The sequence below is a fragment of the Shewanella colwelliana genome (assembly GCF_001735525.1).
GTDB classification, from domain to species: Bacteria; Pseudomonadota; Gammaproteobacteria; order Enterobacterales; family Shewanellaceae; genus Shewanella; species Shewanella colwelliana.
The window spans coordinates 20,893-42,381 of the sequence record NZ_MCBT01000004.1 but is presented as its reverse complement, the minus strand read 5'-3'; the positions used below and the strand labels follow the sequence as shown (position 1 = coordinate 42,381).

23 protein-coding genes are annotated in these 21,489 nt (G+C 46.3%); 12 read left to right on the top strand and 11 right to left on the bottom strand.

The genetic code is table 11. From position 1 onward, the window contains the following. Positions 1–170: 170 nt before the first annotated feature. The 4 genes from coxB to BEL05_RS02015 are packed head-to-tail and all read left to right on the top strand — an operon-like array spanning position 171 to position 4,790. Positions 171–1,733, top strand: a complete 1,563-nt coding sequence (gene coxB, locus BEL05_RS02030) for a cytochrome c oxidase subunit II (RefSeq protein ID WP_069670115.1) — start codon at positions 171–173, stop codon at positions 1,731–1,733. A 9-nt stretch (positions 1,734–1,742) separates the two neighbouring features. Further along, a complete protein-coding gene (gene ctaD / locus BEL05_RS02025) occupies positions 1,743–3,347 on the top strand; it encodes a cytochrome c oxidase subunit I (protein WP_069670114.1) in 1,605 nt (534 codons plus the stop codon). Position 3,348: 1 nt separating this feature from the next. Beyond that, the gene (locus tag BEL05_RS02020) at positions 3,349–3,918 is read left to right on the top strand and encodes a cytochrome c oxidase assembly protein (RefSeq protein ID WP_028763365.1); all 570 of its coding nucleotides are present in this window, start codon (positions 3,349–3,351) and stop codon (positions 3,916–3,918) included. Continuing rightward, positions 3,915–4,790: a cytochrome c oxidase subunit 3 gene (locus BEL05_RS02015; RefSeq protein WP_069670113.1), complete on the top strand. Its 876-nt coding sequence runs from the start codon at positions 3,915–3,917 to the stop codon at positions 4,788–4,790. Before BEL05_RS02020 ends, BEL05_RS02015 begins: the two co-directional genes overlap by 4 nt. A gap of 3 nt (positions 4,791–4,793) precedes the next feature. Here BEL05_RS02015 and BEL05_RS20675 read toward each other — a convergent pair whose 3' ends face one another. Continuing rightward, positions 4,794–5,012, bottom strand: a complete 219-nt coding sequence (locus BEL05_RS20675) for a DUF2909 family protein (RefSeq protein WP_083250279.1) — start codon at positions 5,010–5,012, stop codon at positions 4,794–4,796. A 10-nt stretch (positions 5,013–5,022) separates the two neighbouring features. Between BEL05_RS20675 and BEL05_RS02010 the strand changes: the two genes are divergently transcribed. The 5 genes from BEL05_RS02010 to BEL05_RS01990 all read left to right on the top strand — a co-directional run bounded on the left by BEL05_RS02010 (position 5,023) and on the right by BEL05_RS01990 (position 9,011). After that, the gene (locus BEL05_RS02010) at positions 5,023–5,754 is read left to right on the top strand and encodes an SURF1 family protein (RefSeq protein ID WP_028763367.1); all 732 of its coding nucleotides are present in this window, start codon (positions 5,023–5,025) and stop codon (positions 5,752–5,754) included. 178 nt (positions 5,755–5,932) lie between these two features. Next, positions 5,933–6,478 carry a redox-active disulfide-containing membrane protein gene (locus BEL05_RS02005; RefSeq protein ID WP_028763368.1) on the top strand — a complete coding sequence of 182 codons (546 nt, stop codon included), beginning with the start codon at positions 5,933–5,935 and terminating at the stop codon, positions 6,476–6,478. Further along, on the top strand, positions 6,478–7,461 hold the full coding sequence (locus tag BEL05_RS02000) for a COX15/CtaA family protein (protein ID WP_028763369.1): 984 nt from the start codon (positions 6,478–6,480) through the stop codon (positions 7,459–7,461). The genes BEL05_RS02005 and BEL05_RS02000 overlap by 1 nt, the downstream gene beginning before the upstream one ends. A 13-nt stretch (positions 7,462–7,474) precedes the next feature. Beyond that, positions 7,475–8,377, top strand: coding sequence for a heme o synthase (cyoE, locus tag BEL05_RS01995; RefSeq protein WP_069670112.1), 903 nt, complete (start codon positions 7,475–7,477; stop codon positions 8,375–8,377). A gap of 31 nt (positions 8,378–8,408) precedes the next feature. Beyond that, positions 8,409–9,011, top strand: a complete 603-nt coding sequence (locus tag BEL05_RS01990; RefSeq protein ID WP_069670123.1) for an SCO family protein — start codon at positions 8,409–8,411, stop codon at positions 9,009–9,011. 16 nt (positions 9,012–9,027) lie between these two features. Here BEL05_RS01990 and BEL05_RS01985 read toward each other — a convergent pair whose 3' ends face one another. Then, on the bottom strand, positions 9,028–10,074 hold the full coding sequence (locus BEL05_RS01985; RefSeq protein WP_069670111.1) for a polysaccharide deacetylase family protein: 1,047 nt from the start codon (positions 10,072–10,074) through the stop codon (positions 9,028–9,030). A 22-nt stretch (positions 10,075–10,096) separates the two neighbouring features. Between BEL05_RS01985 and BEL05_RS01980 the strand changes: the two genes are divergently transcribed. Continuing rightward, a complete protein-coding gene (locus tag BEL05_RS01980; protein WP_069670110.1) occupies positions 10,097–11,434 on the top strand; it encodes an MATE family efflux transporter in 1,338 nt (445 codons plus the stop codon). Between the two features lie 85 nt (positions 11,435–11,519). On the opposite strand, the gene nfuA is transcribed toward BEL05_RS01980, so the two are convergent. Continuing rightward, on the bottom strand, positions 11,520–12,098 hold the full coding sequence (nfuA, locus tag BEL05_RS01975) for a Fe-S biogenesis protein NfuA (RefSeq protein ID WP_028763374.1): 579 nt from the start codon (positions 12,096–12,098) through the stop codon (positions 11,520–11,522). 204 nt (positions 12,099–12,302) lie between these two features. Between nfuA and BEL05_RS01970 the strand changes: the two genes are divergently transcribed. Further along, complete coding sequence (locus tag BEL05_RS01970; protein ID WP_342671953.1) at positions 12,303–14,843, top strand: M14 family zinc carboxypeptidase; 2,541 nt, start codon at positions 12,303–12,305, stop codon at positions 14,841–14,843. A 90-nt stretch (positions 14,844–14,933) separates the two neighbouring features. Continuing rightward, positions 14,934–15,221, top strand: coding sequence for a putative hemolysin (locus BEL05_RS21245; RefSeq protein ID WP_037428242.1), 288 nt, complete (start codon positions 14,934–14,936; stop codon positions 15,219–15,221). Positions 15,222–15,801: 580 nt separating this feature from the next. Here the strand turns inward: BEL05_RS21245 and gltS are convergent. The 8 genes from gltS to BEL05_RS01925 all read right to left on the bottom strand — a co-directional run bounded on the left by gltS (position 15,802) and on the right by BEL05_RS01925 (position 21,405). Continuing rightward, positions 15,802–17,025, bottom strand: coding sequence for a sodium/glutamate symporter (gltS, locus tag BEL05_RS01960; RefSeq protein WP_028763376.1), 1,224 nt, complete (start codon positions 17,023–17,025; stop codon positions 15,802–15,804). A gap of 231 nt (positions 17,026–17,256) precedes the next feature. Next, positions 17,257–17,418, bottom strand: coding sequence for a DUF2986 domain-containing protein (locus BEL05_RS01955; protein WP_081730659.1), 162 nt, complete (start codon positions 17,416–17,418; stop codon positions 17,257–17,259). A gap of 161 nt (positions 17,419–17,579) precedes the next feature. Continuing rightward, positions 17,580–17,747, bottom strand: a complete 168-nt coding sequence (locus BEL05_RS01950) for a YqaE/Pmp3 family membrane protein (RefSeq protein WP_011863909.1) — start codon at positions 17,745–17,747, stop codon at positions 17,580–17,582. A gap of 24 nt (positions 17,748–17,771) precedes the next feature. Continuing rightward, a complete protein-coding gene (locus BEL05_RS01945; RefSeq protein WP_028763377.1) occupies positions 17,772–18,446 on the bottom strand; it encodes a TIGR01621 family pseudouridine synthase in 675 nt (224 codons plus the stop codon). 14 nt (positions 18,447–18,460) lie between these two features. Beyond that, the gene (locus BEL05_RS01940) at positions 18,461–19,687 is read right to left on the bottom strand and encodes a sensor histidine kinase (RefSeq protein ID WP_175427309.1); all 1,227 of its coding nucleotides are present in this window, start codon (positions 19,685–19,687) and stop codon (positions 18,461–18,463) included. An 82-nt stretch (positions 19,688–19,769) separates the two neighbouring features. Next, complete coding sequence (locus BEL05_RS01935) at positions 19,770–20,447, bottom strand: response regulator transcription factor (RefSeq protein ID WP_028763379.1); 678 nt, start codon at positions 20,445–20,447, stop codon at positions 19,770–19,772. Positions 20,448–20,450: 3 nt separating this feature from the next. After that, positions 20,451–20,987, bottom strand: a complete 537-nt coding sequence (locus tag BEL05_RS01930) for a PepSY domain-containing protein (protein WP_028763380.1) — start codon at positions 20,985–20,987, stop codon at positions 20,451–20,453. Between the two features lie 61 nt (positions 20,988–21,048). Continuing rightward, positions 21,049–21,405 carry a NirD/YgiW/YdeI family stress tolerance protein gene (locus BEL05_RS01925; protein WP_028763381.1) on the bottom strand — a complete coding sequence of 119 codons (357 nt, stop codon included), beginning with the start codon at positions 21,403–21,405 and terminating at the stop codon, positions 21,049–21,051. Positions 21,406–21,489 lie beyond the last annotated feature (84 nt).

The following is a 21,489-nucleotide window of genomic DNA, read 5'->3' as shown; positions in this document are numbered from 1 at the left end:
TCAGCCGTAAGTGCAAGCGTGGTCACCACCAGCAATAACAATATCTACACCACCAGCGCACTTTGAAGTCATCGTTGCTTTTTTGGGAACTGAAGAGTTTGCATAGAGCCGAGACATACTGTGTGGCTCTTCTTTGTAGTTGCCTTCGCAATTGACAGAGGAGAAGTCTAGTGAAGCAAGTGTTGTATAGTTTGCTGGCGTTACTGTTTACGCCCCCCATACTCGCAGCCGATATGCCCCTAAATATGACCCAAGGGGTAACAGAGATTAGTGGCAAGGTGTTTAGTCTACACATGACCATTCTCTACATCTGCTGTGCCATCGGTGTCGTGGTTTTTGGCGTGATGATCTATTCCATCATCAATCACCGACGCTCAAAAGGCGCCGTTGCGGCCAATTTCCATGAGAGTACTAAGGTTGAAATAGCGTGGACGGTTGTCCCCTTTGTCATACTCATTATTATGGCAATCCCTGCAACAAAGACTCTTATCGCGATGGAAGATCCCAGTAATGCGGACATCACCATCAAAGTCACCGGCTCTCAATGGAAGTGGCATTACAGCTACTTTGACCATGACATAGAGTTCTTTAGCTTGCTCTCTACTCCCAGAGAACAGATTGAAGGCACAGAAGCTAAAGGTGAAAACTATCTTTTAGAAGTAGACAAGCCACTCGTGCTGCCGATTAACAAAAAAATCCGTTTCCTCATGACTTCTGACGATGTCATACACTCTTGGTGGGTACCTGCCTTCGCTGTCAAAAAGGATGCTAATCCTGGATTTATCAATGAAGCTTGGACCCGTATTGATAAACCTGGCACCTACCGAGGCCAATGTGCCGAGCTTTGTGGTAAAGACCACGGCTTCATGCCTATTGTCGTCGAAGCATTATCAGAGGCAGATTTTGAAAGCTGGATACAAGATCAAAAAGCACAAGCTAGTCTAGCAGCTGCGCAAGCCGAAGCAGCACTGAGCCAAACTCTCTCTATGGAGGAGCTAATGGCACAAGGCGAGCAAATATATATGGCGCGCTGCGCCGCTTGCCACCAGCCGAATGGTGCAGGATTACCAGGCGTATTCCCCTCTCTTATTGGCAGCCCCATCATTAAAGGACCCGTCTCAGGTCATATCGATATCGTCTTAAATGGTAAACCTGGTACAGCAATGCAAGCGTTTGCTAAACAGCTAACAGCGGCTGAAATTGCTGCCGTCGTAACTTATGAGCGTAATGCTTGGGGTAATGACTCCGGCGATGCGGTTCAGGCAGTAGACGTCAACTCTGATGGCTCAGCGATTTCGGTAGAGAGCAATACAAAGGCTCCAACTAGGTTACCAGCAAACCTACCAGAAACCGCAGATGTAGTACCAACCGTTGAATCGGCCGTTGCTGCGACCGCAGAGAAAACGGTGGTATTAGATGACTTAACAATGGAAGAGCTCATGGCCATGGGCGAGAAAGTTTATCTAACCAGTTGTGTGGCTTGTCACCAAGCTAGCGGTACTGGACTTCCGGGCGCTTTCCCTTCACTCGTGGGTAGCCCTGTCATCACAGGTCCAGTTTCTGATCACCTCGACATAGTGATCAATGGCAAGGCTGGTACCGCAATGCAGGCATTTAGCGCGCAACTTACACCACAACAGCTAGCTGCCGTGGTGACATATGAACGTAATGCATGGGGAAACAACTCAGGTGATGCGGTTCAGGCTTCAGATGTTGATGGTCACGGAAAGTAAGGGATTAAAATGAGCACAATTACACAAGATTCTCCAGCCGCTCACGACGATCACCATGATGACCATCATCATGGGGCGCCCAAAGGCATTATGCGCTGGATTTTAACCACCAACCATAAAGATATTGGCACACTCTACCTGTGGTTCAGCTTTATTATGTTCCTCACTGGTGGGGCTATGGCCATGGTGATTCGAGCCGAGCTATTTCAACCCGGCCTACAATTGGTCGAGCCAAACTTCTTTAATCAAATGACAACCGTTCATGGCTTAGTCATGGTATTTGGTGCTGTTATGCCAGCCTTCACGGGCTTAGCTAACTGGTTAATCCCCATGATGATTGGTGCACCAGATATGGCCCTACCACGGATGAATAACTGGAGCTTCTGGATTTTACCGTTTGCGTTCGCCATTCTATTAAGCTCCTTGTTTATGGAGGGCGGTGGCCCAAATTTCGGTTGGACCTTCTACGCTCCACTATCAACAACTTACAGCCCTGATAGCACTGCGCTATTTGTATTTTCTGTGCACATCATGGGCATTAGCTCCATCATGGGGGCTATCAATGTGGTAGTGACTATCGTCAATATGCGAGCACCAGGCATGACATGGATGAAGTTACCACTGTTTGTGTGGACTTGGCTTATTACAGCCTTCTTGCTCATTGCCGTGATGCCGGTGCTAGCAGGAACTGTCACCATGGTACTGACAGATAAATATTTTGGTACCAGCTTCTTCGATGCGGCGGGTGGCGGTGATCCTGTGATGTTCCAACACATCTTCTGGTTCTTCGGTCATCCTGAAGTGTACATTATGATCTTACCCTCCTTTGGTATTATCTCAGCCATTGTGCCAGCATTCAGTCGTAAGCGGCTATTTGGTTACTCGTCAATGGTCTATGCCACGGCCAGTATTGCTATCTTATCCTTCCTCGTCTGGGCGCATCACATGTTTACTACCGGCATGCCTGTTTTTGCCGAACTGTTTTTCATGTACTGCACCATGCTGATCGCGGTTCCAACTGGGGTAAAAGTCTTTAACTGGGTAGCCACCATGTGGCGCGGTTCTATCAGTTTCGAGACTCCTATGTTGTTCGCTATCGCCTTTATCATTCTATTCACTATTGGTGGTTTTTCCGGGCTGATGTTAGCCATCACACCTGTCGACTTTCAGTATCACGATACCTACTTCGTCGTTGCACATTTCCATTACGTGTTGGTGACAGGGGCTATCTTCTCCATTATGGCCGCCGCTTACTACTGGCTGCCTAAATGGACTGGCAATATGTATGATGAGCGGTTGGGTAAAATCCACTTTTGGTGCTCAACCATCTCGGTGAATGTGTTGTTCTTCCCTATGCATTTTCTTGGACTTGCGGGAATGCCTCGTCGTATACCTGATTACGCCATTCAATTTGCAGACGTAAACCAGATAGTCTCCATTGGCGGATTTGCGTTTGGCCTATCACAGCTGATCTTCCTTGCCGTCGTGCTCAAGTGCATCAAAGGTGGCGAGAAAGCATCAGCAAAACCGTGGGATGGCGCAGAAGGTCTGGAGTGGACGATTCCAAGTCCAGCACCATACCATTCGTTTTCTACCCCACCTGAGGTGAAATAACATGGGCGCGCATCAAGCAGATTCAAATCGAAAGTTAATTGGCTGGCTAGTGGCTGGCGCTATTGGCATGTTCGGCTTTGGCTTTGCTTTGGTGCCGCTTTACGACGTGCTGTGTGAGCAATTAGGCATTAATGGTAAAACTCAGTCTACTGCGGCTGTGTATAAACCCCTAACTGTCGATACATCCCGAACAGTCACAGTGGAGTTTATGTCACATATTCAAACTGATATGCCGTGGCAATTTGTACCCGAGGTTAAGCGTATGGAGGTTCATCCAGGTGAGCTGGTGCGAACTAACTTTAATGCAAAAAATCTGTCACTCGCTCAGACATTGGGACAAGCCATTCCCTCAGTGTCACCTGGGCAAGGTGCGGCATACTTTCACAAAACCGAGTGCTTCTGCTTTAATCAGCAATTACTCGAAGCAAATGCTGACGCTCAACTACCATTGATCTTTTATGTTGATCCCGATCTACCTGAATCGATTTCGACACTGACACTCTCTTATACTCTCTACAATATCACCGACCGGGGTTACGTTGGTGCTATTGAGCAAGGAGCAGCAAAATGACAACCAAACATGAACCATATTACGTTCCGGCCCAAAGTGCATGGCCTATCATAGGAGCAGTCGGGCTCTTCTTAATTGCATTTGGTGCAGGAAGCTATGTACAACAATTAAATACCCAGCAGAGCAGCGGCGGCTATATCTTGACCGCAGGGATCGCTGTGATCCTGTTTATGATCTTTGGCTGGTTTAGAACGGTTATCCATGAATCCATGGCAGGCCTCTATTCATCGCAGATGGATCGCTCTTTTCGTCAAGGAATGAGTTGGTTTATCTTCTCAGAGGTGATGTTCTTCGCTGCCTTCTTCGGGGCGCTGCTCTATGCCAGAATGATAGCAGTGCCTTGGCTAGGTGGCGCATCGAATAACGCGATGACCCATGAAGTGTTATGGCCAACATTCGAAGCTGTCTGGCCACTTGTTACCACCCCTGATGGCACTAAAACCAAGGCCATGGGTTGGACCGGTTTACCCCTGTATAACACCATCATACTGCTGACCTCCTCTGTCACCCTGCATTTCGCCCATGTGAGCTTAGAAAAAGGTAAACGTACCGCACTCACTCTGTGGCTGGGGGCAACGATCTTGTTAGGTTTAGCCTTCTTGGTGCTGCAAGCAGAAGAGTATATTCACGCTTATCAAGAGATGGGACTGACACTGGCATCAGGCGTCTATGGGAATACGTTTTTCTTGCTCACAGGCTTCCACGGTATGCATGTGAGCTTAGGTACCGTCTTTTTATTGGTGCTGTTTTTCAGGGTGCTAAAGGGGCATTTTACCCCAGATAAGCATTTCGCTTTTCAAGCAGGTAGTTGGTACTGGCACTTTGTCGATGTGGTTTGGCTCTGCCTATTTATCTTTGTCTATGTACTCTAAACGTTAATAAGGTCTAGGGTTAGGTGAGATAATGCCGAGCCCTAGCGCCAATAATAACAGCACGATAACCAGTACAGAAAATAGCACTCGCCGTCCCAAATATTGACTCATAGGCACCGAACTCTCGCCTTTCACTAAAATAAACAACGCCCGGCCAAGATTAAATACAATGAAAAGCAGTAGCAGCACTAAAACCAGCTTAAATACTAATATTCCTGTCATAACTACCCCTATGATGAAATTTGCGTGGGCGAAACTATTTGTCGCTGTTATTACAGTGCTTGTGTTTGCCATTTTGGTCAAGCTAGGGTTATGGCAACTTAACCGAGCAGAAGAGAAGAGTCTTTGGCAAGCGGAGTTATCACAACGTCACCAAGCAGCCCCTCTAAGCTATTCACGCCTATTGGCAATGCCTAAAGACTCATCGCTCACAGGTTATCGACTAGAGATCAATGCAACCTCTGTCGATACACAACTCATTTTACTCGATAATCAAGTCTATAACGGTGCAGTAGGCTACCTCGCCTACCAAGTGGTCTCAGTCTCAATGTCTAGCCCTAAACTTTTAGTCGAGTTGGGATTCGTACCAGGAGGGGGAGATAGGCGGATACTGCCGGATGTAAGACCATTGCAAACCCCTCAACCATTGCGCGGAAAGCTGTATCAAAAATCTGCTAATCCATTGAGTAATCAGTTACTGGCAGAACCAGGCAATCCAATAAGAATACAAAATCTTAATTTGACTGAGTTGGCACAACTTATCAACTCACCATTAGCCCCCGCCGTACTGCAGCCGGATGAGATATCAGGCAGTGATTTACCTCACCCGTGGCAACCCATTCCACTGAGCGCACAGAAACATCAAGGCTACGCACTACAGTGGTTTTCGATGGCGGCAGCTTTTTTAATACTTATGGGTTATCTATTGATAATAAAAAAGAAAAATAAAATGTCACCACATTAATAGTACGTATATTAAGCGGTTGCTTAATACAACAAGACCTTGTAGGTTAGAACTTAACCGCTACAAAATGTAGCAGATAGCAACGTAATTTAGTGACTTCCTAGCCGTCTCGGGAAGTTGGCATTTTTATGTGGAGAGCATCAGCTCTACCGCTAAATGATCAACGAGAGGAGCTAAGATGAACTCCCCAAAGAAGAATGGCGCTAAACCCCTAATTATTCTCCTTCTGGTGTTTGTGTTGCCCGTCATCGTAGCAAAATTGGTTTTGAGCATGAACCTCTATCATGGCGGCGCCACCAACACCGGAGAGTTGCTCACACCTGATACCAACTATGCCAGTTTGCAGATGGATAACCCTTGGCCGCAGCATTGGCAGGTGATCTACCTGTTGCCTAAACATTGCGATGATAGATGTCTAGACCGGCTGTATATCCTGCAGCAGAGTCACATAGCCTTAGGCCGCGATCAAGATAGGATTAAACCCATTGTGTTACTGCAGCCAGACAGTGACCTTACCGCACTGAGTAATTTCAACTTCGATACAGCGCAGGCAAATAACGCTATTGCTGCAATGTTGACTAACCAAGCTTTAATCATTGTCGATCCACTCGGTGCACTCGTAATGCGCTACCCAGAAGTGGCAAACAAAGATGCTCAAATCCTTCAGGGTAAAGCGATGGTGACCGATCTGCGCAAGCTGCTTAAACTCTCGAGGGTAGGATGATGCAGATGACCTCCCTGTTAAAGCTAACACTGATTTTCACCCTGTGTGTCATCTTAATGGGCGCCTACACCCGATTATCTGACGCCGGACTAGGTTGCCCAGACTGGCCGGGGTGTTATGGCATGTTAAAGGTGCCCACTCAAACCCATGAGTTATCGCAAGCACAGACAGCTTTTCCTGAACATACCATTGAACAGGAAAAAGCTTGGCTGGAAATGATCCACCGCTATATCGCAGGCACCTTAGGGTTACTCGTATTGGTTATCCTGTTTATCAGCTACAAAACTCAAGACGCCCCCAAAAAACTACCTAGCCTCATTGCGGTGTTGATTTTGTTTCAAGCAGCATTGGGCATGTGGACTGTCACCATGAAACTTATGCCAGTGGTGGTGATGTCTCATCTCATCGGTGGCTTCACTCTTATCTCTCTGCTGTTGATACTCTACCTAAGAACCAAACCACTTCGGATACCGGGTGGCGATGCTGCAATGCGCAAACTCGCGCCATTTGCGCTATTTTGCTTAGCCGTGTTGGTCCTACAAATAATACTTGGAGGCTGGACCTCCTCCAACTATGCCGCTCTTGCCTGCACAACCTTACCCATCTGTGAAGGTGATTGGGTCAGCAACCTCGATCCGCTAAACGCCTTTAATCCTCTGCTCAAAACAGAAGGCAGCTACGAGTTTGGCATATTGGATTATTCTTCACGCATGACCATACATGTCACTCACCGTTTTGGTGCCATAGTAACCGCTACACTGCTTGTTTTTCTGGCCTACCGCATGATTAAGCAGTCTCAATCAACACTATTAAGAAATAGTGCCTGGCTACTTATTGCGCTCGTCATACTGCAAGTGACTCTAGGGATCGGTAATGTTGTACTGCACCTTCCATTGGGTATTGCTGTATCACATAACGCGGGAGCGGCCCTGCTGCTGCTGACACTAGTATTCATCAATTATGCCCTTTGGCGTAAAGCATAAGCGAGGCATTATTATGGCAAAACCACTGACTATCGCAGGCCAACCCACACCAACATTACAGTGGCGCGCCTATTTAGAGATGACTAAGCCCAAAGTTGTCGCCCTGATGTTGTTAACCGTACTTGTTGGCATGTGCCTAGCCGTCCCTGGTGCCGTGCCCCTGCAACCGCTCATCGCAGGACTAACAGGGATTGGTATGATGGCTGGTGCCGCAGCAGCCTATAATCATCTTATCGACCGACGTATAGATGGGCTCATGGCAAGAACCTACAATCGCCCGCTGCCAAAAGGCAGAGTATCGATAATGAAGGCGTTAACCTTTGCAACCTCAACGGCAATATTGGGTTTTGTGATCCTCTACTTCTTAGTAAATCCGTTAACAGCTTGGCTCACTTTTGCCAGCCTCATAGGTTATGCACTGGTATACACCGCCTACCTAAAACGCGCCACACCACAAAACATTGTGGTAGGCGGATTGGCTGGCGCGATGCCACCATTGTTAGGATGGACATCTATCACTGGCGAGTTTCATGGAAATGCTTTGTTGTTGGTGATCATCATTTTTGCATGGACCCCTCCCCACTTTTGGGCGCTGGCAATACACCGTAAAGCGGAATACGCCAAAGTCGATGTGCCTATGCTGCCAGTAACCCATGGCGTTGAATTTACCAAAACCTGCATTCTGCTTTACACTGTCTTATTGGCGCTGGCTTGCCTATTTCCTGTATTAGTCAGTATGTGTGGCCCAGTCTACCTCGTTGGGTCTACCCTGCTCAGCTGTGGCTTTATCTATAAAGCTTGGGAGCTCAAATACCATGACAAGCCAGGGCTTGCGATGCAGGTATTTAAATTCTCCATTTATCACTTAATGGTGCTGTTTCTGGTGTTACTGGTGGATCACTACCTATGGAGCTAGCAGCGTGAAAAAATATCTTATCTTTGCCGTAATGATTGTGTTTACGCTGCTTGGCGGCATCACCGCAATCCAATACAGTCAAACACCGTTAGTGCTACAAACAAGCTATATCTATCCGACCCAACGGCTAGTCTCTCCTTTTGAACTGCATGATCAACATGGGCAAGCCTTTACCCATGAACAATTGCAAGGCAAATGGAGTTTAGTATTTGTTGGCTATACCTCCTGTCCAGACGTCTGCCCAACAACAATGGCCAAACTCGCCGCGGTCTACCAAGCATTACCGGACAATAGGGATCTGCAAATCATCTTCCTATCGGTCGATCCACAGCGTGATACGCAACAGAAGTTGCTAGATTATATGAACTTTTTTAATCCAGAATTTATTGCGATTACCGGCGAACATCAACAACTTTTACCGCTAACGCGGGAGCTTGGTTTTGTGTATGCGATGGTAGGAGAAGGTGATAATTATCAAGTCGATCATAGTGCGTCAATGACCTTAATTTCGCCTGAAGGCAAGCGGTTTGCCACCATTAAACCAAAGGCATTGAAGATGGCGCAAATCCCGCAGATCTCAACCAATGAGTTGATCAACGACCTGCAGGCAATTAGAACATCAAAGCGTTTATAGCTTATTTGAGGTGAGTTTACTCTGCGACCCATGTGCCATCATTTTTAGGCCGTACCCACGCTTGTGAGAACCAGTAATATCGGCCACTAGTTTTACTTGGGGCTGTACAGTTATAGCGTGAACGCCCCGCAGGTAAATCCATGTCAGCTTGAATTGAAAACTCACTTTCGCTAATCCATTGCGGTTTTTTCGCTCCTTGGCCTTGGATGTAGCACATCATTTGATGGGGATAGATATCGTGCATATCCAACTTCACTTTTAATTCTGGTCGCCAGTTTCCCATCGCCAATTGGGTATTTTTAGGTGACATCTCCAGCACTGGCATATTAAGGCTGTACAGCTTAACCTTTAAACTCGCCATATCGGCATAGACACCCGCGATAGGAAATCGCGGCAATGCAGTCAGCGATGAGTGCGCTCCTGCGGCGCCAGACTGTTGGCCAAACCCGACAAATCCGTGCTTCTCCAGAAGTCCCTCAAGCTTTAAATTATATTCACCGTAAGGATAAGCCAGCATACGATGACTTTGGCCTGTTTGCGCCTTTATCTCCGCTTCTGTATCCAGTAGATCTTTCTCAACGCGCGATAACCACTGTGCAGAGGTCTCATCTTCTTGCTGTCGAATTAGATGGTCATGGGCCCAACTATGATTTGCCAACTCCACACCATCTTCAGATAAATCTCTTAGCGTATCCCAACTCATGATATCTCGATAACCGCTCTCTATCGGATCGATACCAATAAATACGGTATAAGGAAAACCATAAGCTTTTAAAATAGGGTGGGCGTTATCTGCAATACTGGCGTAACCGTCATCAAAAGTGATTGCCAACGCCTTATCTGGTAGCGTGTCGCCATTTTTTATTGAAGCCACCACCTCTTCCAAAGGCAATACGGTAAATTCATTCTCTTTAATGAATGCCATCTGCGCCTTAAATTGAGCTGGCGTCACGCTAGTTACACTGGGTGTATCTTCGGACACATGATGATATTGTAAAATCACAACCGCGCTTGCAGGTAAACACCAACCACAAAGCAACGCTAAAATGATGCCTTTAAACATATAAATTAACCTCTGAGAATCTATGTCTCCACTACGTTTGCTGTTCAACAAACAGAAAAACAGGCAATTGCTCGCACTCGCTTTGCCAATGATCTTATCAAATATCACCGTACCCTTGCTCGGTTTAGTTGATACCGCCGTGGTAGGACATTTGAGTAATGCCTACTATTTAGGCGGTGTTGCTGTTGGTTCGACAATTATCACCCTGATATTGTGGATTCTAGGGTTCTTGCGCATGTCCACGACTGGCCTAGTGGCTCAGGCTTTTGGTGGTAACAACCTGCAGGCACAATACCGCTTATTACTGCAGTCAGCCACATTAGCCATGGGACTTGGTTGTTTAGCGATAGTGCTGCAATCGCCAATCATCAACCTAGCCCTCTCTTTTTCTGATGCCAGCAGCGAAGTACAGTTTTACAGCCAAGCCTATTTTGAAATCCGTATCTGGTCGACTCCATTCGCACTACTCAACCTCGCCCTGCTAGGTTGGCTACTGGGTAGACAACAACCTAAAGCTGCCATGTGGCAACTGATTATTGCCAATTGTGCCAATATCAGCTTAGACCTTCTTTTTGTCATCGGCTTCGACTGGGGCGTTCAAGGCGCTGCGCTGGCATCGGTGTTCGCTGATATAGCTGGCTTTTCAGTTGCCGCCACTATGGTATTTAAACAAATAACCCAGCAAGGTAACTTTAACTTATCACAGCTCGTCCACCAACTTTCTTGGCAAAGCTACAAGCAGTTACTGGGGCTCAATCGAGATATCTTTATTCGCAGTCTTTGCCTACAAGCGGCCTTTGCGTTTATGACATTTAAAGGTGCCAGCTTAGGCGACAATACTGTCGCAGCCAATGCCGTATTACTTAACTTACTACTACTGATCTCTTATGCATTGGATGGCATCGCTTACTATGCTGAGGCAGAAGTCGGCCGCGCCTTTGGCGAGCGTAATCAAACGAGATTGACAGAAGCGGTGACGTTAGCCACCCTCTGGTCGGGAATTTCAGCCATTCTCTTTATGCTATTTTTTGCTCTTTGGGGACGAGATATCGTCCAACTGCTGACCAGTTTAGATGCGGTGCAGAGTGAAGCTTATCAATACCTACATTGGATTATTTGGCTACCAATCCTCTCTTTCGCTTCCTACCTATTTGATGGAGTCTATATTGGTGCAGCGCAGGGGGCCGCTATGCGTAATACCATGATAATTTCAACGTTCGGGGTGTTTTTTCCAACCTGGTTTGCCCTGCAAAGCTATGGCAATCATGCGCTGTGGGCAGCGATGAGCATGTTTATGCTAGCGCGCAGCGCAACGCTCGCCATTCATTACCGCTACTGCCTAAAGTGCAGGCCATTGTAAGGTAACAAAAAAAACGAGCTAACATTGCTGTTAGCTCGTTATTGAGTCATCGCATGATCGCACTCCGCTGAGCGCTATTGCAGACTTATTGGTAAGAGTGATCACCGTGTTGATGCTCGGTTACATCTCTTACACCTGTTAGTTCACCTGGGAACATATCCAGCAACTGCTTCTCAATACCATCTTTTAGCGTTACATCGACCATTGAACAACCATTACACCCACCGCCAAACTGTAGGACTGCCACACCAGCAGCATCGATCTCTACTAGCATGATGTTACCACCATGGCTTGCAAGCTGAGGATTGATCTCTGATTGAATCACATATTCTATACGCTCTTTCAGTGGAGCATCATTATCAACTTTGCGCATTTTGGCATTAGGTGCTTTCAATGTCAGCTGTGAACCCAGTTGATCGGTGACAAAATCAATAGATGCATCCTCTAAGAAAGGCGCGCTTTTTTCATCGACCATGGCATGAAAACCATTAAACTCAAGCTCCATATCATCGTCTTCAACCGCATCTGGTGGACAATAAGAGACACCACACTCAGCCGATGGTGTACCGGGACTGATAACAAAAACGCGAATGTGAGTTCCTTCAGGCTGATCAGCAAGTAGCTTTACAAAATGTGCCTGAGCTGTATCGGAAATGGTGATCATTTAAGACATGCTCCGTCAGGTTAAACCCGAGTGATTTAGTAAGAATTAGCGCTATGATACTCTGACTCCCACCAGCTTTGTAGTGCTTAGGGTAATTAGACATCACTTTTTTGCTAAAAAATCCCTTATGGTTTAATCATTAGCTATAGTAACAACTTCGCCTAACTGGTAATTTAGCCTTTATATACAAGAATAAAGAACCCTATGATGCTTCGACTCTGCTTACTATTGTTGGCTCTACTGCCGTTATCTTCCTCTTATGCCGCAAATAATCAAAGCGTGCTCGCCATCTCCTCTAGTACAGCTTCTCTAGCAGATATTGAATCGCCCGAGGCTTTTCTCGGTTACCCCTTGGGCACATGGCATTTACGCCACGATCAAATTAACTATTACCTCAAACAGCTTGCCAAACAAAGCTCAAGAGTTAGCTTAGAAGACACGGGGAAAAGCCATGAAGCTAGACAGCAGCTTACCGCAGTCATCACCGCGCCGAAGCATCAAGCAAACCTTGAGCAAATATTAAAGCAACGCCAAAAGGTAAAGTCTGGAGAGAAAATGACCGGCCCTTTAGTCATTTGGCTGGCTTATTCTATCCACGGAGATGAGGCCAGTGGTGCCCATGCCGCACTAGAGGTCAGCTATCAGCTCAGCCATAGCCAAACGCCCTGGGTAAAACAGTTACTCGACGAAGCCATTGTGTTGATCACCCCCACTCAAAACCCTGATGGTTTTGATCGCTTTTCAACCTGGACCAATAACTACACGGGCAAGGTTAAAGTCAGCGACGAAAACCACAATGAACACAGGCAAAACTGGCCTTCTGGGCGCCGCAATCATTACTTTGCCGATCTTAATCGCGACTGGTTATTCTTGCGCCACCCTGAGTCGCGGGGGCGTATCGCGTTATTTCATAAGTGGCAGCCACACTATGTGGGTGACTTTCACGAAATGGGCCACAACCAAAGTTACTTCTTTCAGCCCGGCGTCCCAACACGCACTCACCCTTTTACGCCTAAAGAAAATCAACGTATTACTGAAGTGCTCGCAGGCTATCACGCCGATGCACTTGATAAGGTTAAGCAACCTTACTTTAGCAAGCAAATGTTCGATGACTTCTATTACGGCAAAGGCTCAACCTATCCCGATATTAATGGTGCGGTGTGCATCTTATTTGAACAGGCTAGCGTCAGAGGGCAGGAGCAGGAGTCGGAAAACGGTAAGCAGCGCTTTGCCGATGCCATCGCTAATCAAGTCGCCACCTCTTACTCAAGTCTTAAGGGGGCCTTGGCACTAAAACAGGCGCTGATCGATTACCAGTCGCAGTTTTACAAACGCAAAGACAAACACCTCCCCTCTGGTCGAGAAGTAGGCTTTTTAGTGAGTGCCAGCAGCGATCCTGGTCGGCGCGATGATTTAGCGTCGCTATTACGCCAACACCAGATCCGCTATTTTTACCTCAATGACAATATCAAACAGGGTAAACATAGATATGAACAACGCGATAGTCTGTTTATTCCAATCAATCAACCGCAGAAGACCTTGCTGTTAGCCCTATTCGACCAGCGAACCGAGTTTGAGGACGCGACTTTTTACGATGTGTCGAACTGGAACTTAGCCCACTCTTATCAGTTACATATTGCTCGCGATGTCAGCCTCAACGTCGATGATCTGCTACTTGAGCCCACCATAAACAAGCCAATTGCGATTGCTCCAAGCAGTGTGGCAATCTTAATTGACTGGCGTCAACAAAATGCGGCGCCTATGCTGCAACAGCTACTGGAAAACGATATTAAGGTTAAATTTGCCGCTAAGCCATTCAATCTAATGAATAACCAACTGGAACTAAACTTTGCAGCCGGCACCCTGCAAGTGCCTCTGGGTAAGCAGAAGCTATCCGCCAATGAACTCGCCAACTTGATTACTTTATTGGCAAACACCCATGGCGTAGATTATCAGGTGACAAATAGTAGCCGAGCGAGCACAGGTATCGATCTGGGTAGCCCTGACTTTCACCCCATCAACAAAGTAAAACCTTTAGTGATAACTGGCTATGGCACCAACTCATCGGAAGTCGGCGAACTCTGGTACTACATGGACCAGCATCTAGGTGTACCACTGACTCAAGTGGACTCTTCTCGCTTACCAAGACTATCACTTGAGAAATATACCCATCTATTTCTCAGCGATGGCAGCTACGATAATTTCGATGATAAGCTCGCCAGAAAGCTAGGTCAGTTCGCCAACAGAGGCGGGGTTATCGTCGCACAAAAAGGCGCGCTCGAATGGCTTAGTAGAGGCAATCTGCTCAGAGCGGATCTGCGTAAAGCTCGATTCTTCGAACAATTATTTCCAACCGAAGGCTTAACGTTTGCCGAACAAGATAAGTTGAATGCGAGAAAGTCCATTGGTGGGGCGGTGCTGGCACTTGATATTGATCCCAGCCACCCGATCAACTTTGGTATAGATGGCGAGCAATTACCGATTTTAAAAAATAAGGCCCTAGGACTACTTAAAAGCAGCACACCATTTATTACCGCCGCCACCTACGCAGATGAACCACTGTTAGATGGCTACCTCGCCATGGAGTACCAGCGCTCCTTAGGCGGTACTCCTGCGATAATGGTTGAACGACACGGTAAAGGGGCAATCGTCGCCCTAACAGATAACTTACTGTTTCGGAATATCTGGCTGGGTTCGCAAAAGGTATACGCCAACAGCCTCTATTTTATTCCCGAATTACATTAACGAGACTTACAATTAACCCTTTATGACATACTGGACGTTAATAGAGGTTATTAACTCTCAAGCACAATTCAAACTGGAGAATCAAAGGATATGATTAAACCATTAACGTTTTCATTAGCTTTCATCAGCGCTATAACTCTTAGCGCTTGTCAGCCTGCACCAAACACTGAAACTCAGATGGCCAATGAGGCTCCTGCCGACCTTAGTATGACAGAGCAAGTAAAGGATCAAGCTAAGCCCACCATTGGCCTTGCCAACCCTGCCGCTAAGTATTGCCAATCGCTGCAAGGCACATTAGCGCTGGATACTGGGGTGTGCACCCTACCGTCTGGCGAGGCAATAGATCAGTGGGAACTCATGCGCCGCGATCACCAATAACCTAGATACTCAAGCTAAAATGATGCGAGTCGCTATGCGACCCAAAGAGCCAAGTTATGCTAAAGCTTGCAACATCTGTGAAAAATGTATGTAGCCTCAATGGCAGCCTAGCCTCGACGCTATCATAGCTCAACACCCACTCGATGTGTTCGCCATTGAGTAAAACCTCAAGGGGCTAATCCAGTATTCATGCTACTGACAACAAACAAGGAGCATTTGGTACTAAAACTCATTGCCCCATTGCGGCAACCGCAGTTTGATAGTGAGTGTTACAGTTTACAGTTATTACAAGCACAGCCCTTAGGCATTAAGCCCCCACAACTGCGCTACCAAAGACTATACTGAGGTTGGTATTACTTAATTCAGGAGAGGCTTCATGGCATAACCCTTGATAAAGTTTTACCGCAGATGACGATACCCGAACGATACCATATCGCCATTGCGTTAGGTCAATTTACCAAGCACATGCATCAGCAACCCATTCCAACAAACCATCCTCTAAATATTGACTGGCGCGATTTTCTCACCAACCAACTTAAATTTTCATTTAGCTAGAACGGACTCCCAACTTAGCGTCACATCAGCCAATAAAAGCTAAATATCCCTGCAATATAATCGCATTCACAATATCAATGAAAAAGGCGCCAACAATGGGTACCACCATAAATGCCTGAGGAGACGGGCCGGTTCGAGACACTAACGCCCCCATGTTCATCACAGCCGTCGGAGTTGCTCCCATACCAAAGCCACAATGCCCACCTGCCATCACCGCCGCATCATAATTTGAACCCATCAACCTAAATGTCACAAAGTACGCAAAGATTGCCAGAATCACAGTTTGCGCCGTTAAAATAATCAGCAGCGGCACAGCTAGATCGAATATTTCCCACAGCTTGAGGTTCATCAATGCCATCGCTAAAAACAGTGACAGCGACACGGTACCTAATACATCCACGCTTTCGCTATTGATTTTGTAACCACGCGACAATTCGGTCGCATTGGTGATCACTACACCCAAAAAGAGTGCATAAACAAAATCAGGCATCTTCAACCAGCCAATATCCATTACTGCCACAAATGAGCCAAACCACTTGGCCCCCGCAACACATAACAGCAAGATAAATAGTACTTCAAGTACGCTTTTTGCAGTAACGCGATCTTCTTCTAGCTGATCATAGGTCACCAAGTCAGGATGATCTTTATGATGATTCCCACCAATACCATATGAAGAGACGAGGCCATTCTTATTAATTAATCGCTGGGCAACAGGGCCACCAATGATCCCTCCCATCACCAAGCCAAATGTCGCTGCCGCCATCGCAAACTCTAATGTACTAATGCCATAGTCATCAGAAAATGTCTGCGCCCATGCAGCGCCAGTACCATGCCCGCCTGACAAGGTAATTGAACCAGCTATCAGCCCCATTAAGGGCTCTAAACCTAGAGCGGTTGCCATACTGACACCGACGGCATTCTGGATAACGATATAGAGCGATGCGATACCTAGAAACAAAAAGACTTTTGAACCACCTCTCATCAACTGTTTATAACTAGCCGCCAAGCCGACAGTGCTAAAAAACATCATCATCAAGGTATTTTGCATCGACAATGTAAAGGCCAAAGAGATTTTATTGAAATGCAACACGGTAATGACCGCAGCCACGATAAGACCGCCGACAATAGGTTCGGGAATATTGTATTTTTTAAAAGCCGCCACATGACGATTAACCGTATGACCGATAAACAGCACTAGTATCGCCACCAAAAATGACTCTAGCTCACCGATAGTGTAAACAGTATTCATGACACTCCTTTTTTGACGAAATAGTTAGCCTAGACAAAGTCGATTGCCTTAACTATTAACGTCGTTTTTTCTCTAAACTCGAGATAACTAACAAGTTTAGACCTAGAGATAGTCCATTGGCGCAACCCGCCAAAAAAGCGATGAAAAGTCATTGCATATCAGCAATGGCATCATTTTTTAAGAACAATTATCTCTTTGGATGGAAAAATGAAATTGGGTATTGAAAACGTCTCAGTTCAGAGTCGCGGATTCAGAGGGTGTATCAGTGTCCGCCGCTAAACGCTCACGTTCAGCTTTAGATACATACTTAGGTTTGCCAGTATGGTGAAGTTTTGCATTCGCTTTCTTCGCCTTGGCCTTAAGTGTTTGATTAATTTTCTTCTTTCTATTCATGAGCGCGATTATACCCTAAAAGCACACTTTTGTGTGCCTAGCCCAGTCAAACTGGTAACTGAGCCACACTTTTGCGTCACTCATGGCAGCGCTTAAAACCGATGAAGGCAACAAAAAAAGGCAGCCTAAAGCTACCTTTTCACGCTCCACTACACAACAAGCTATGACTTAGTCACCACCCATAATGCATGCAGCAGGCCCGGAATAAAGAACAGCAAACATAAGATGATATTGATAAGCAGATCTTTACCGACACCGCTCTTTAAAAATACGGCTACTGGTGGCAATAAGATTGCAATAATCACAAGTAGGAGTTTATTTGTATCCATTTAGACGGTTTCCTTTTGGTCTAATTATTTTCGTTTTGGCCAATCTAACTTCTCAGGGTTAGCCCATGTTTGCAACTGCTTTTTCACCCCATCTTGGTGAAACAGCTCTCCGATACTGGGCGCCACAATATATTGATACGCATGGCCAGCAAATTGGAAATTCAAACTATAGGCATGTAAATAACCACGATCAGCTTGCTCACCACCATACAAATCATCACCTAAAATCGGTACGCCAATACTCGCTAGCGCCACCCTTAGCTGATGGGTTTTCCCACTCAATGGTTTTAACAGGTACAAACGCATCCCTTCGCTCACCGATTGCGAGAAAAACTGGGTATAAGCAGGGTTTTCGGCGGTGCGTAGCAGTTTATACATACTGCGACGAGCTTTAGCCATATCACCAACAATCGAGCCCTGTTTCTTTTTTGGCTTGCCCTTGGCTAATGCGAGATAATATTTTTGCACTTGATGGGCAGTGAACATCTCAGTAAAAGTCGCGGCTGCGGTCGGGTTCTTAGCAAACAATAACAAGCCTGATGTCATGGTATCTAGGCGGTGCACAGAATACAGCTTAATGCCGATATCCAGCTCAAGCTGCGCCATCACTCCCGCGTGGCCATCTTGGCTATGAAAATGGACTTTAGGCGACTTGTTGATGACCATAAACTCGGGTTCATCGGCGATGATCTGATACATGTGCACCTGCAAGATTATGAGAAAGTAATAGTGATAATTAGGCCAGGTTGGTTATCACCTAACGTAATCGTTGCATTATGGCGCTGCAATATCGCCTTCACTAACGATAGGCCCAAACCTGTGCCCTTGTTGTGGCGGCTTGGGTCAAGACGAACAAGGCGATCAAACACTTTGTCTCTATCTTCCGCCGGAATACCAGGACCATTGTCACTGATTGAAACCTGATTACCCTGCTGAACAATCGACACCTTAGCCCCTTCACCGGCATACTTTATTGCGTTGTCGACTAAGTTGAAAAATGCTTGAAATAGCAGGTATTTGTCTGCCATTACAGTAAAGTCTTCATCGGTTTTCAGCACAAGTTGTTGCTCATTGAGCTCAGCCATCGCCTCGGCCATTTCATACAAATCGCTGCACAGCTGTTGTAAACTTAATGGCTGTAACTCTAGCGTCTGCTGTCCCTCTTCAATACGTGTCAGGGATAACATTGCATCAAATGTCGCCAGGCAATGATCCAACTCTTCGGTCAAAATTGCGCAAGCCTCATCTAACTCCTCAGGCCGTTTCTGAGGTAATTGTTCCAAACCAATACGTAAGTGAGACAATGGCGTACGCAGATCATGGGCAATATTGTCAGTCGCGCCGCGGACCGCGTTGAGGTTATTTTCTAAAGTATCGAGAACACGATTAAACTTACCCGCTAACATATCAAACTCGTCTTGGCGCCAGCTCACAGGCAGGCGCGTTGAATATTCTCCTTTCTCAATACGGCGACTCAAGCGGTTATATTGAACGAGACGGCGTAAAATCGCCTTAGAAAACAGATAACCTAAAGCCAAGGTCAACACAATCGTCAACATTAATGCGGTAATTGCCGCATTGACGAAACGATCAATCAAGGTGCCGAGCTGATCAGTCCGCGTGGCGATCAATACTGGTCCATAACGGGTCAAGACCATACCGCCGGTTAAGATATGCAGCTTGTCGGGTCCACCTGTTAATATTGGAAAATCGCGAGTTTCTGGCAGCATGGGCATGTCATCGGGCATCATGCTCAGAGCGCCAATAAGATCTAACGAACTGCGCCACACAACCAGAGCTGTTTTCGGATCTGCTGTGCGAATTTGGGTGGCAAAACTACGCCTATCTAGGGTCAACGCCATCTGTTGATAGCGTGCTTTCTCTGCGGCAAGATGCTGATTTGTCTGTAGCTCCTGCTCATTATTGAGCTGTCTATACATACCAAAAAGCAAGGTGCCAATGATCAAGGTGACCAGCGCAGAGAAGATAATGGTAATGCGCCAAGCACTGCTCTGATAGGGTCTAATGCCCCTGACGTAAGCGATAACCCGCTCCTCGAACCGTTTCAATCAGCTCGCCAAAGCCAAGCTCTTCAAACTTACGACGCAGTTTAGCGATATGCACATCGATGACATTGGTGCGAGGGTCAAAATGATAATCCCATACCGCTTCAAACAATAAAGTACGACTAATCACCTGATTGGGGTGTTCCATCAAATACTTAAGCAATTGGAACTCTTTAGGTTGCAGTAAAATCTCAGTGCCACCAAGAGTTACCTTACGGGTCAACAACTCCATCACTAAATTACCCACCGACAACTCAGTATGTGCAGGCAATGAATTGCCACGCTGCATCAGTTTTTCGGCTCGCACTAGCAGTTCGGAGAAGGCAAAAGGCTTAGTCATGTAATCGTCGCCACCCGCCCTAAGACCTTTGACACGCTCATCAACATGACTCAGTGCAGACAAAATGAGCACCGGGGTTTGATCACCCGTTGCACGAAGTGCCGCCAACAGTTTTAAACCATCAAGTTGCGGTAACATGCGGTCTAACACAATCAAGTCGTATGACATGCTCGTCGCAAGTAACAAGCCTTGGTGACCATCACTGGCAGTTTCGATATTGTGTCCTTGTTCTGTAAATCCTTTGACCACATATTCGGTTGTGGTCGCATCATCTTCTACCAGTAATATTTTCATCGATTAATCCCACTTTAACAGGGGTAAAGGCCGCTGTTTTTCAATATCAAAAGCTATCTTATGTTTGCCGTTAGCATCGATAAGTTTTAATTCTAAATAACTAATACCCAGATCGTGATCTAGCTGCGCTTCAATAACGTGAGCCTTACTGCTGCCCACAGCTAATTTAACTAAATGGGAGAAGGAAAGATCACTATTAATCAAGACTTGCACAGCCCTTACGCCGTCATGATCATCGGCCTCTATCGGTTCAACCTTCTGGTGAATAAGGCTGCCATCTTTGGCCCAAAATTCAAACTCTGAAATGGTCTCGGCTTGGGTATCAATGATGCTAATTTCGTATATTAGCTCACCATTCTCAACATCAATATCAAATTCAGAAATGACCCCTGGATATTGCTTCTCAACCTGTGCCATCAACATCTGCGGAGTGAGACCTTGGTTATTTGACAGCAACTCAAGTACCGCCGTATTTGCATTGGCAATACCAGCTATACCCACACCAGATAACAGCATCAAACTGACTAACCAACGAGCCATGGCTCCTCCATTAACATTCTCTATGTCGGTATCTTACTGAATACCTGCATCAATGGCGATACTAGTGTGTATCACCCATCAAATCTATTTCATCAATCTCAATTTCAATGCCGCTCCACTCATCATCGACTTCACCCTTTAAGGTGACGGTGGTATTGCTGTTCACTTCAATGTCACGCCACAATGCATTGTCTATCTCAACCTCGACTTCGCCACTATTGTCGCGAAAAAGGTATTTCTCATCACCCAAGCTTTTTATGAGGTGTCCAGTTAGTTCCACTGGCGTGTCATCCTTGGCATTCAAAGTATCCGCAGCGCGATTGACTGGTTTATCTGCACCGGGACCGTTATAGGCAGCAAAGGCTGGTAATGTAAGCACGCAAGATAGAATGAGCGTCCCGGTTAGTTTCTTAGCCATAAAATCTTTCCCCCATATAGATAATGAGGCCAGTGTAATGCAGCAACAATATCTAGGAGATGGAACCAAGATTAACCTTTGATC

Coding starts and splice junctions, on each gene's coding strand:
- BEL05_RS01990 (WP_069670123.1), top strand. CDS start 8,409: ATGATTGTGTTTACGCTGCTTGGCGGCATCACCGCAATCCAATACAGT.
- BEL05_RS20675 (WP_083250279.1), bottom strand. CDS start 5,012: ATGACAGGAATATTAGTATTTAAGCTGGTTTTAGTGCTGCTACTGCTT.
- BEL05_RS01985 (WP_069670111.1), bottom strand. CDS start 10,074: ATGTTTAAAGGCATCATTTTAGCGTTGCTTTGTGGTTGGTGTTTACCT.
- BEL05_RS01980 (WP_069670110.1), top strand. CDS start 10,097: ATGTCTCCACTACGTTTGCTGTTCAACAAACAGAAAAACAGGCAATTG.
- BEL05_RS21245 (WP_037428242.1), top strand. CDS start 14,934: ATGATTAAACCATTAACGTTTTCATTAGCTTTCATCAGCGCTATAACT.
- BEL05_RS02005 (WP_028763368.1), top strand. CDS start 5,933: ATGAACTCCCCAAAGAAGAATGGCGCTAAACCCCTAATTATTCTCCTT.
- BEL05_RS01950 (WP_011863909.1), bottom strand. CDS start 17,747: ATGGATACAAATAAACTCCTACTTGTGATTATTGCAATCTTATTGCCA.
- cyoE (WP_069670112.1), top strand. CDS start 7,475: ATGGCAAAACCACTGACTATCGCAGGCCAACCCACACCAACATTACAG.
- BEL05_RS01945 (WP_028763377.1), bottom strand. CDS start 18,446: ATGTATCAGATCATCGCCGATGAACCCGAGTTTATGGTCATCAACAAG.
- ctaD (WP_069670114.1), top strand. CDS start 1,743: ATGAGCACAATTACACAAGATTCTCCAGCCGCTCACGACGATCACCAT.
- BEL05_RS01930 (WP_028763380.1), bottom strand. CDS start 20,987: ATGGCTCGTTGGTTAGTCAGTTTGATGCTGTTATCTGGTGTGGGTATA.
- BEL05_RS01970 (WP_342671953.1), top strand. CDS start 12,303: ATGATGCTTCGACTCTGCTTACTATTGTTGGCTCTACTGCCGTTATCT.
- BEL05_RS01925 (WP_028763381.1), bottom strand. CDS start 21,405: ATGGCTAAGAAACTAACCGGGACGCTCATTCTATCTTGCGTGCTTACA.
- BEL05_RS01935 (WP_028763379.1), bottom strand. CDS start 20,447: ATGAAAATATTACTGGTAGAAGATGATGCGACCACAACCGAATATGTG.
- nfuA (WP_028763374.1), bottom strand. CDS start 12,098: ATGATCACCATTTCCGATACAGCTCAGGCACATTTTGTAAAGCTACTT.
- BEL05_RS01940 (WP_175427309.1), bottom strand. CDS start 19,687: ATGTATAGACAGCTCAATAATGAGCAGGAGCTACAGACAAATCAGCAT.
- BEL05_RS02010 (WP_028763367.1), top strand. CDS start 5,023: ATGATGAAATTTGCGTGGGCGAAACTATTTGTCGCTGTTATTACAGTG.
- gltS (WP_028763376.1), bottom strand. CDS start 17,025: ATGAATACTGTTTACACTATCGGTGAGCTAGAGTCATTTTTGGTGGCG.
- BEL05_RS01955 (WP_081730659.1), bottom strand. CDS start 17,418: ATGAATAGAAAGAAGAAAATTAATCAAACACTTAAGGCCAAGGCGAAG.
- BEL05_RS02000 (WP_028763369.1), top strand. CDS start 6,478: ATGCAGATGACCTCCCTGTTAAAGCTAACACTGATTTTCACCCTGTGT.
- BEL05_RS02020 (WP_028763365.1), top strand. CDS start 3,349: ATGGGCGCGCATCAAGCAGATTCAAATCGAAAGTTAATTGGCTGGCTA.
- BEL05_RS02015 (WP_069670113.1), top strand. CDS start 3,915: ATGACAACCAAACATGAACCATATTACGTTCCGGCCCAAAGTGCATGG.